Source organism: Streptomyces antarcticus (assembly GCF_026627255.1).
Classification (GTDB): Bacteria; Actinomycetota; Actinomycetes; order Streptomycetales; family Streptomycetaceae; genus Streptomyces; species Streptomyces antarcticus.
Genome location: NZ_JAPNLM010000065.1, coordinates 1 through 8,817 on the forward strand (window position 1 = coordinate 1; position 8,817 = coordinate 8,817).

Consider the following 8,817-nt stretch of genomic DNA (forward strand, 5'->3'; position numbering starts at 1 on the left):
CTCGAAGCACTCGTCCGCAACCGCCTCAAGCGCCTGCAATACCGGCCACACACCCTCGACGGCTTCATAGCCGGCACCGGCCTCACCCTCGACGAACCAACGTCACCTTGAAGAGCCGAAGTCAGTATGGGCACCGTGTGCGCGAACGTGACGCTGGTTTGCTGCTCGGAACCGACCTGGACAACGGCCGGATGCGGACTCCTCCTGACGCCATCAAGGCGAGACAAATGCGGCCACGACAGAGAGTGTGGCGGGGGCTGCGAAGAGGTGGGGTTAGCCGCCGAATGGGGCGGCGAGAGCCACACGTCCGGCCACTCGACCGACTTCCCTCCGACTCGGCGCCACCGTCAGGCCCGAGCATCGGACGTGGGTCAAGGACCAGCGCCGTTACCCTACCCCGGCGGCCACACATCCCGAACGGGGCACAACCGTCCGGAGCAGGCTGGCCCCAGCCCGCCTGCACAGCACGGCCATCACCGTCCACAACTCCTCGCCCCGCACCCGCGCCAAGCTCCGCGAAGTTCGGCCTGGACCGCTGCGTGGCCTGCAACGACACTTCCGTGTGACCGCCACAGCTCGGCCGGTCCGCCCCTTGGCCGCGCGCAGCGGACGGGAGTACAGGCAAAGCTTTCCCACCCCCGGCTGGCGAGAGACCGGACACAACCAGCGGACGCGGCGGACAGCCCGTGGGAAGCTTGGCCCGTCGAGAACCCTCCTGCCAGGAGTGCCCTTCATGAGCCACTTCCCCCGTACCGGGCGACGCCCAGCGGGCACCCGCGGGCCCATGCGCTGTCCTGTCTCACCGCTTGTCGCTGTGGGAGTGATCCTGACGATCACCGGTGCCGCCCTCTACACGATGCCTGGTGAGCGGCCGGAACTCGTCGCCGCCGGTGCCCTCATCCTGGCGGCCATCGCCGCCTGGTGGTGTGCCTCCCGCCAAGGTTGATCACAAGGTGACACGGAAGGGATCACAGACCGGGTGCGGGCAGACGACCCGGCCTCCGGTGCATACCGCTGCTCGCCTGCCAGCACCTCCAGATGCTTCCCCGGCTCACGCAGGGCCCGAGCAGCACGTTCTGGGTGATACCTGGCAAGGTCACCTCCGACCTCCAGAACGTCACGCGCGCCTGCAGCGAAGTCCATCACCGGTCCGCCGCCTGCGAGGCCTCCTCTGACGACTTGGCCGTCAAGCCGCGAAGGACGCGGTGAAATCCGAAGAAGCCGACGCCGGAGCCCTCGCCGATGCCACCGAGGCGCACAGCGCGCTCGCAACACATTCCCAGGCCGCAGGATCGGCCTGTGGGGCAGGAGCGGCACCCGATCACCGAACTGACGCCCGCGATCCCGCATCACGACGAGTCCGCGCGGAACGCACAAGGTCGGTGTCGGCCACGGGGGCCAGCCGAGTAGAGACATAGCCGCCCGCCAGGCTACGGGTCGCCGGACATCTCCGCCCGCAAGGCGAGAGCACGAACCATTTTTGTGCCTGCTGCTTGTCCAGCGTGATGCGCCGCGAGTATGTTGACCAGCGGTGTGCCGGGAAGCCTGGTCGGCGGTTAGGGGCTGTGTGCCCGTCGTGCCGACTCTGGAGGCCCGCATGGTCTCGCCCGCTTTCCGTACGGAATCCCTGACCAAACGCTATGGCCGAGTCCTTGCTCTGGACGGCCTGGATCTGAGCGTTCCGGCCGGGGAGGTGTTCGGCTTCCTCGGCCCCAACGGTGCCGGCAAGTCCACCACCATCCGGCTGTTGCTGGGACTGGCCCGCCCCACCGCCGGCCGGGCCTCGATCTTCGGCACCGACGCGGCTGACGTCGCTGTGACGCACCGGCGCCTGGCGTACGTGCCGGCCGATGTGGCGTTGTGGCCCCAGCTGACCGGCGCCGAGATCCTTGAGTTGCTGGCGCGCACGGGCCCCGGCACCGACCGGTCCTACCGGAACGACCTGGTCGAGCGGTTCGACCTCGACCTGTCCAAGCCGGGCCGGACATACTCGACGGGGAACCGGCAGAAGGTGGCGCTGGTTGCCGCGTTCGCCACCCGGGCGCCTCTGCTCGTGCTGGACGAGCCGACCAGCGGCCTCGATCCGCTGATGGAACTCGAGTTCCGTCGTGCGGTCCGCGAGGCCCGGGACAACGGCCAGAGCGTCTTCCTCAGCTCCCACCAGCTCGCCGAGGTCGAGGCCGTCTGCGACAAGGTGGCGATTCTGCGTGCCGGGCGGCTCGTCGACGTGGCCGCCGTGACGGACCTGCGACGGCTGCACCGCACCGAGGTGACGGTGTGTTTCACCGGCACGCCACCGGACCTGGCCCACGTGCCCGGCGTGCAGGCAGTCGAGATGACCGGCGCGGCCTCCCTACGATTCACCCTTACAGGCCCCCCAGGGCCTGCGCTCCAGGAACTGGCGGCTGCGGACGTGGTCAGCCTCGCGGTGCGGGAACCCTCGCTGGAGGAAATCTTCCTCGGCTACTACGGCGGGACGCAGCGGTGAGGGCCCCCAAGCCGGCGGCCGAGCGCACCGACTTCGGTCGCGGGGCGCGCTTGGCGGTGACGGCTCTGGCTCTGCGTCAGATCAGGCGCGGAGCGCTCATCGTGACCGCTGTTGCGGCTGGGATGTCGGCGGTGGCGGTGGCCGCCCACCGAAGCACCGTCAAGGATCCGGCGGATGCCGCAGCACTGGAGGCACTAGCGGGGAACCCGGCGATCCGTACGCTGTTCGGCGAACCGGTGGCGCTGGATGACGCCGGCGGGTTCGCCGTGTGGCGTACAGGGACGGCGTTGGCGGTCGTGCTAGGGGTGTGGGCGCTGCTCGCCGCAACGCGGATCACCCGGGGTGAGGAAGATGCCGGGCGGTGGGATGTCCTGCTCGCGGGGCGGGTTCCGGTCACGACCGTGGTGGCACGCCACATCGCCGTCCTGGTCACGGTGTCACTCCTTGCGGGTGCAGGCGCGTTCGCCGGCCTGATCGCGACGGGTGCAGCTGCGGGCGGCGCCGCGGTGCATAGTGCCGGCCTGGCCTTGTGCGGCGTGTTTTTCGTCGCGGCGGGCGCGATGACCGCCCAGGTGTTCGCGACGCGATCCTCGGCCAGCGGCGCAGCGGTGGCGGTCCTCGGCGTCAGCATGCTGCTGAAAATGGTCGGGGACGGTGTCGCCGCTTTGGGGTGGCTGCGCTGGCTGTCGCCGTTCGGCCTGATGGCGCTGGTACGCCCGTACGACGGGAACCGGCTGTGGCCACTGGTGATCCTGGTGGTCGTCTGCCTGGTTCTTGCCGCCGGCGCCGCGGCCGCGGCGGGGCGGCGCGACATCCGTGGTGGTCACCTGCGCTCTCCCTCCGGCCGGGGACCGCGGATGAGAATGCTCGGCTCCGTCGAGGCGTTCGCGGTGCGCCGGCTGGTGCGGCCACTGGCCGCCTGGTCGGCTGGCGTAGGTGCCTATTACCTGCTCATCGGGGTGTTGGCCGTGTCCATGACGGCCTTCCTCGCCGACAATCCGCGCTTCGCTGATCTCGCCGCACAGGCCGGCTTCGCCGGGCTCGGCACCGTTCAGGGATACGCCGCCACACTGTTCGCACTGCTGGCCGTCCCGGCAGGAGCTTTCGTCGCGGTCCGCCTGGCCACGCTCGCCGACGACGAATCCGGCGGGCGGCTGACCCTTCTGTTCGCCCAGCCCCTCACCCGGGCGAGGCTGCTCATCGGCGAGATCGCCGCCGCACTCGGCGGCGTCATCGTCATCACCACCGTCGCCGGCCTCGCCACATGGGCCGGAACCAAGGCCGTCGGTGCCGACCTCGATCTTGCCGACGCGCTGTCCGGGGCGTGGAATGTGCTACCGATCGCGCTCCTTTGCCTCGGCGCCGGTGTACTCGCGCTGGGCTGGGCCCCGCGCGCGGTCACCGCCCTCGGATCGATCCCAGCAGCTGGTGGATTCCTGCTGAAGGTCATCGCCGACACATCCGGTTGGCCGGTATGGGTCGGCCAACTGTCCCCGTTCGCGCATCTGGCCGCCGTACCCGGCGTCCCCGTCAACTGGCCCGCGGCCATCGTGATGACGGCAGTCGCCGCGCTCGCCGCAGCCGCCGGCGTCGTCCGCTACCGGCGGCGGGACCTTCGCATCTGACCGCATGCCGGTTGTGGACCTCGCCTCTACGCCCTCTCCACGCTGCCGAACAGCGGCGCGGCCTCGAGCAGCGGATCAGCGTGGACATCGGCATGCGGGGAACGACACCGCATAATGGGGTAAAAGTAACAAAAGGCCAAATATATTCGCTCGTCGCTCATCAGGAGGCGTAAGCGATGGATCCTTGGCTGATCTGGTTGATCACCGCGGTGATCTTGGGCGCGGCGGAGATCGTCACTCTCACCGCCGCACTCGGGTTGCTCGGCGGCGCAGCACTGGTCACCGCCGCATTCGCGGCGTTGGGGCTTCCCCTCGCGTGGCAGTTCCTGGTGTTCGCGGTCGTGGCGACGATCGGTCTGGTGTTCGTCCGCCCTGTCGCCCTCCGTCGCCTGTCCCCGCGGACGGAAGAGCGCTTCGGCGTGGACGCCCTCGTCGGCGGAGCCGCCTACGTCACCGCGGAGGTGTCGAAGCTGGCCGGCAGGGTCCGAATCGGCGGTGAGGAATGGACGGCGCGCGCCTACGACGAGACGCTGGTGATCCCTCCCGGCACGACCGTCGACGTCATCGAGATCAAAGGCACCACCGCGCTCGTCTACCCCCGGGAGTGAACCATGGAAGTTTCCGCGTTTCTCCTAGTCGGCCTGCTCGTCGCGGTGCTGGCGGTGTTCACCGTGGTGCGGGCGGTACGGATTGTCCCGCAGGCCCGGGCACGCAACGTCGAACGGCTGGGCCGCTATCACCGCACCCTGAAGCCCGGGCTCAACGTCGTCATCCCCTACATCGACCGCGTCTATCCCGTGATCGACCTGCGCGAGCAGGTCGTCTCCTTCAAACCTCAGCCGGTCATCACGGAGGACAACCTGGTCGTCGAGATCGACACCGTCCTCTACTTCCAGGTCACTGACCCGCGCGCGGCCGCCTACGAGATCGCGAACTTCCTGCAGGCGGTGGAACAGCTGACCGTCACCACGCTGCGCAACGTCGTCGGGTCCATGGACCTGGAGAAGACCCTGACCTCACGGGACACCATCAACAACCAGCTCCGCGGGGTCCTCGACGAGGCCACCGGCAAGTGGGGGCTCCGGGTCAACCGCGTGGAGATCAAGGCCATCGACCCGCCGCAGTCCATCAAGGACGCGATGGAGAAGCAGATGCGGGCCGAGCGCGACAAGCGCGCCGCCATCCTCGGAGCCGAGGGGCAGCGCCAGTCGCAGATCCTCACCGCGGAAGGCGACAAGCAGTCCGCGGTCCTGCGCGCCGAGGGCAACCGGACCGCCGAGATCCTCAAAGCCGAGGGCCAGTCCCGGGCCATCGACGAGGTGTTCCAGGCCGTCCACCGCAACGACCCCGACCCCAAACTGCTCGCCTACCAGTACCTCCAGGTGCTCCCCCAGCTCGCGCAAGGCCCGGGCAACACTTTCTGGGTGATACCCGGAGAGGTCACCTCCGCCCTACAGAACGTCACCCGCGCATTCACCGAAGCCCTCCCCCAGTCCGCCGCCACCCGCGAGGCGTCCTCCGACGACCTGGCCGTCCAGGCCGCGAACGACGCGGCGAAAGCGGCGGAGGCCGCGGCCGAGGCCCTCGCCGACGCGGCGGAAGCCGACAACGCGGCCGCCAGCGCGCTCGCACCACGGCGCGAGGCCGGATGACGCGGTGACGCGGTGACGAGGCAGCACCGCCGACCGACCTCTCCCACCCACGTCGGCAAGTAACCACGACGCCCCTGGCCCCGTGCCTCGGCCCGACCGTCATGGTTCGCGGCGTCTACTTGCCGACCTGGCTGCGGACCAGCGCCTTCGCAGCCAGTCGCCGATCTCACCGAGAGCGGTCAGCAGAGCGGCGCTGCCCGCGCATGCCCCAGGGGAAGCGGGTTGGTCCGCTATTAAGCTGACAGCCCAGATGAGCACTGTGACCACGGCCCACCAAGCCGTCAGCGAGATGACTTGGATGCGCATGTCAGGCCAGTTCACCGCTCTCCTTCCTTCCTACCGAGACGCTGGATGACAAGGGCAACAGCGAGCACGGTCAGGGCAGCTGTGGCTCAGACGATCGGGTGCAGCCAGTAGGGCCCGTCGAGCGTACGCATTCCTCTTCAGGGAGCGCCCGGGGCGTGGTGCAGGGGCGGGCCGCTGCGTAGGCGCGCTCGTCCTCGACGGTTTCCGGGCAGCAGGGCGAACAGGACGGCAGGCTCCGCGACGCTGCCCAGGCCGCCGAGGAGTGCCAGCACGCCCTGGACGCGTAGGCGCCGCCCGCGTCGGGCGCGTGTCCGCTCACGGCGACTCGTCTCACGACTGGACACTGCTCGTCTCTCGGGCCGTGGTGACCGGCTTGGGCGACCCTGCGGCCGGAATTCCGGCGAGGTCGTCGACGTGGAAGAGGCGGGCGATGGGGACGTCGGTGCTGCTGTGGGCGATGATCGAGAAGGCGATGCAGATCGCGATGAGGGTGTACGCCTCCTGGCCTTGCGGGATGCCGGCCTGGAGGACCAGCAGGCCGTAGACGACGGACGCGAAGCCCTTCGGTCCGAACCAGGCAGCGACCAGCTTCTCTCGCCGGTCCAGCCGGGTCCCCAGCAGCGACAGCAGCAACGAGACCGGGCGGATCAGCACGATCGCCAGAACCACGGCCGCGTAGCCGCCCCACGACAGGTCGCCGAACAACTGCGGTGTGAGCAGGGCACCGAAGACGAGCAGAGCGGCGAACTTCGCCAGTTCCGCCAGCGCCTCGCCGAGCGGCTCGAAGACCGTCTTGGCCTCCGGGGATACGGCGGCCAGCACGGCGCCGGCGGAGAACGCGGCCAGGTACGGGTTGGCGTGCGTCAGGTGGCACAGCCCGTACAGGATGATCCCCGTTGCCAGCGGCAACAGCGGCTGGAGCTTGGGCTCCGCCCCCAGCAGCCGCAGCCGCACCAGACCGGCGACGACCAGGGGAAGCACGATTCCGAAGACGAGGCCGAGGCCGAGCTCCATCCCGATCATGGGAATGGACGCCTGTATCTGGCCGGAGGTCGGTCCGGCGACGGCGATGAGGATCAGGACCACCGGAAGGGCCAGACCGTCGTTGATGCCGCTCTCCACGTTCAGCAGCTGGCGCAGCTTCGCCGGCACTTCCTTGCGCCCCACGATGGCCGAGGCGAACACCGGGTCCGTCGGCGCCAGCACGGCGCCGACCAGGAAGGACGTGGTCCAGTCCAGCCCGACGAGGTAGTGGGTGATCAGTGCCATGCCGGCCATGGCCAGCGGCATGCCGAGCCCCAGCGCGCGGGCGGGGTTCTTCCAGTTCTCCCGCAGCTTCGGGAAGGAGACGTGCATGCCGTCGGTGAACAGCACCGCGAACAGGGCCAGATCGGCGGTGACCGCCACGATCGGGCTGTCGGCGGTGATGTGGATCAACCCGAGGAACCCGTCGCTGACCAGCGCCCCGCCCACGAGGAACAGCAGCGCGGTCGAGAGCACGGTTCGGGCGGCGAGCCCGGAGAACAGTACGGCGATCAACAGCGCCACACCGAAGACAGCGACGAGCACCATGGCAGAAGCCCCCGATTCGAGAAGAGATGGGTTCCGTATTCGCCGACCAGGCTTCCCGGCACTCCAGCGGCTACTTTACGTATCCCTTACGCCGTCTTGACGGGCCTCTGACGGCAGTCCGGACGCTCGTACATTGCCGGACTCCGGCATGAACGTGTCACTTAGCGGGCGTCTATCGTGGGCGTACGCATCAGAGAGGTGTCCATGAACGGAAATCCGCTGTACCACGGCATCGCGCTGGCAGTAGGCACACTGCTCGTGCTCCCCCTGGCGTTGGCGGTGCTCAACGGCTGGACGCCGCGCGGGCTTCGGGGGCGGCGGCTGGCCGTCCGCCCCTACGCATGGGCGCTCCTCTGCCTCTATGCCGTCATGCCGCTGAACGCCGTCCCCCGCATGATCGACGCACCCTCGGGCGTCGTCATGGCCTGCACGGGTTTGGGCTTCGGCTTCGTGCTGGCGGCCGTAGTGTGCTTCCTGCGCGCCGAACTGACCTCCCACCGCGTGAACACGCGCGCGAAGAGGTGACCGCGATGCCTGGAGGCAGACTCCGTGAATGGGCGCGGCGCAACCTCACGGAACCCCGTATCGCGGTCGCCCTCGTGGTCGCCGGTGCCCCTGTAACGCTGGCCGGCGCCTTGCTGTACGTCCTGCCGGGCCCCGGATTTCCGGTGCTGGTCATCGGCCTTGCCTCGCTCATCACGGGCCTGGTCATGCTTGGCTCATGGGCCAGCTCCGGCTGAGTAGATAGGGCGAGGCCCTCGGTGTGCTCCCGTAAGTCCCCTGGGGCCGTTCGGCACCCCGCCCGCGCTCCGTATGCCTGCATTCAAGGTCGGGCGGCAGCCGAAAGCGTCTGACGACGACGGCCGTGCGAGGTTCAGTCCGGGGGTGGGCGTCCGCCGATGGTGAAGGCGACCAAGGCACCTGCCATCAACGCCCAGGGCAGGGCCGACGCCCCGGCCGCCGACCGCCCGCCGGCCAGGGCGAGGACAATCGCCACCAGCGCCCCCGCCGCCAAGGCACGCGGTTCCCGTAGAAATCGCCACTGCCGACGCCCGGCCCCGGGTTCTCGCAGCTCGGTGACCGCTGTCCTGATCACGAGGACTGCGACGACGATCGCCAACCCCAGGAGCGTTGCTGCCACCCGCCCTCTCCTTCGCGTCAGTCGTTGGCGCCG

Annotated in this window: 9 protein-coding genes and 1 pseudogene; 8 read left to right on the plus strand and 2 right to left on the minus strand. The window is 69.3% G+C overall.

Annotation, left to right across the window (positions count from 1 at the left end):
• From OTB16_RS38730 to OTB16_RS38755, 6 genes and pseudogenes are all read left to right on the plus strand, one after another.
• A pseudogene (locus tag OTB16_RS38730) lies at positions 1–111 on the plus strand (IS630 family transposase); the annotation flags it as partial.
• 703 nt (positions 112–814) lie between these two features.
• On the plus strand, positions 815–946 hold the full coding sequence (locus OTB16_RS38735; protein ID WP_267727583.1) for a hypothetical protein: 132 nt from the start codon (positions 815–817) through the stop codon (positions 944–946).
• Between the two features lie 651 nt (positions 947–1,597).
• Positions 1,598–2,488, plus strand: a complete 891-nt coding sequence (locus OTB16_RS38740) for an ABC transporter ATP-binding protein (protein ID WP_267727585.1) — start codon at positions 1,598–1,600, stop codon at positions 2,486–2,488.
• A 101-nt stretch (positions 2,489–2,589) separates the two neighbouring features.
• Positions 2,590–4,113, plus strand: a complete 1,524-nt coding sequence (locus OTB16_RS38745; protein WP_267727587.1) for an ABC transporter permease — start codon at positions 2,590–2,592, stop codon at positions 4,111–4,113.
• Positions 4,114–4,289: 176 nt separating this feature from the next.
• Complete coding sequence (locus OTB16_RS38750; protein ID WP_267727589.1) at positions 4,290–4,721, plus strand: NfeD family protein; 432 nt, start codon at positions 4,290–4,292, stop codon at positions 4,719–4,721.
• Positions 4,722–4,724: 3 nt separating this feature from the next.
• Positions 4,725–5,765, plus strand: a complete 1,041-nt coding sequence (locus OTB16_RS38755) for an SPFH domain-containing protein (RefSeq protein ID WP_267727591.1) — start codon at positions 4,725–4,727, stop codon at positions 5,763–5,765.
• Between the two features lie 636 nt (positions 5,766–6,401).
• Here the strand turns inward: OTB16_RS38755 and OTB16_RS38760 are convergent.
• On the minus strand, positions 6,402–7,643 hold the full coding sequence (locus OTB16_RS38760; protein ID WP_267727593.1) for a cation:proton antiporter: 1,242 nt from the start codon (positions 7,641–7,643) through the stop codon (positions 6,402–6,404).
• Positions 7,644–7,847: 204 nt separating this feature from the next.
• Between OTB16_RS38760 and OTB16_RS38765 the strand changes: the two genes are divergently transcribed.
• Entirely contained in the window at positions 7,848–8,168 is a 321-nt protein-coding gene (locus OTB16_RS38765; RefSeq protein WP_267727595.1) for a hypothetical protein, read from the plus strand.
• Positions 8,169–8,173: 5 nt separating this feature from the next.
• A complete protein-coding gene (locus OTB16_RS38770) occupies positions 8,174–8,383 on the plus strand; it encodes a hypothetical protein (RefSeq protein WP_267727597.1) in 210 nt (69 codons plus the stop codon).
• A 134-nt stretch (positions 8,384–8,517) separates the two neighbouring features.
• On the opposite strand, the gene OTB16_RS38775 is transcribed toward OTB16_RS38770, so the two are convergent.
• Positions 8,518–8,784, minus strand: a complete 267-nt coding sequence (locus tag OTB16_RS38775; RefSeq protein WP_267727599.1) for a hypothetical protein — start codon at positions 8,782–8,784, stop codon at positions 8,518–8,520.
• Between the last annotated feature and the right edge of the window lie 33 nt (positions 8,785–8,817).

What these genes read in the sequence shown, in the direction of transcription:
- OTB16_RS38740 (WP_267727585.1), top strand. Translation starts at nt 1,598, where the DNA reads ATGGTCTCGCCCGCTTTCCGTACGGAATCCCTGACCAAACGCTATGGC.
- OTB16_RS38750 (WP_267727589.1), top strand. Translation starts at nt 4,290, where the DNA reads ATGGATCCTTGGCTGATCTGGTTGATCACCGCGGTGATCTTGGGCGCG.
- OTB16_RS38755 (WP_267727591.1), top strand. Translation starts at nt 4,725, where the DNA reads ATGGAAGTTTCCGCGTTTCTCCTAGTCGGCCTGCTCGTCGCGGTGCTG.
- OTB16_RS38760 (WP_267727593.1), bottom strand. Translation starts at nt 7,643, where the DNA reads ATGGTGCTCGTCGCTGTCTTCGGTGTGGCGCTGTTGATCGCCGTACTG.
- OTB16_RS38765 (WP_267727595.1), top strand. Translation starts at nt 7,848, where the DNA reads ATGAACGGAAATCCGCTGTACCACGGCATCGCGCTGGCAGTAGGCACA.
- OTB16_RS38770 (WP_267727597.1), top strand. Translation starts at nt 8,174, where the DNA reads ATGCCTGGAGGCAGACTCCGTGAATGGGCGCGGCGCAACCTCACGGAA.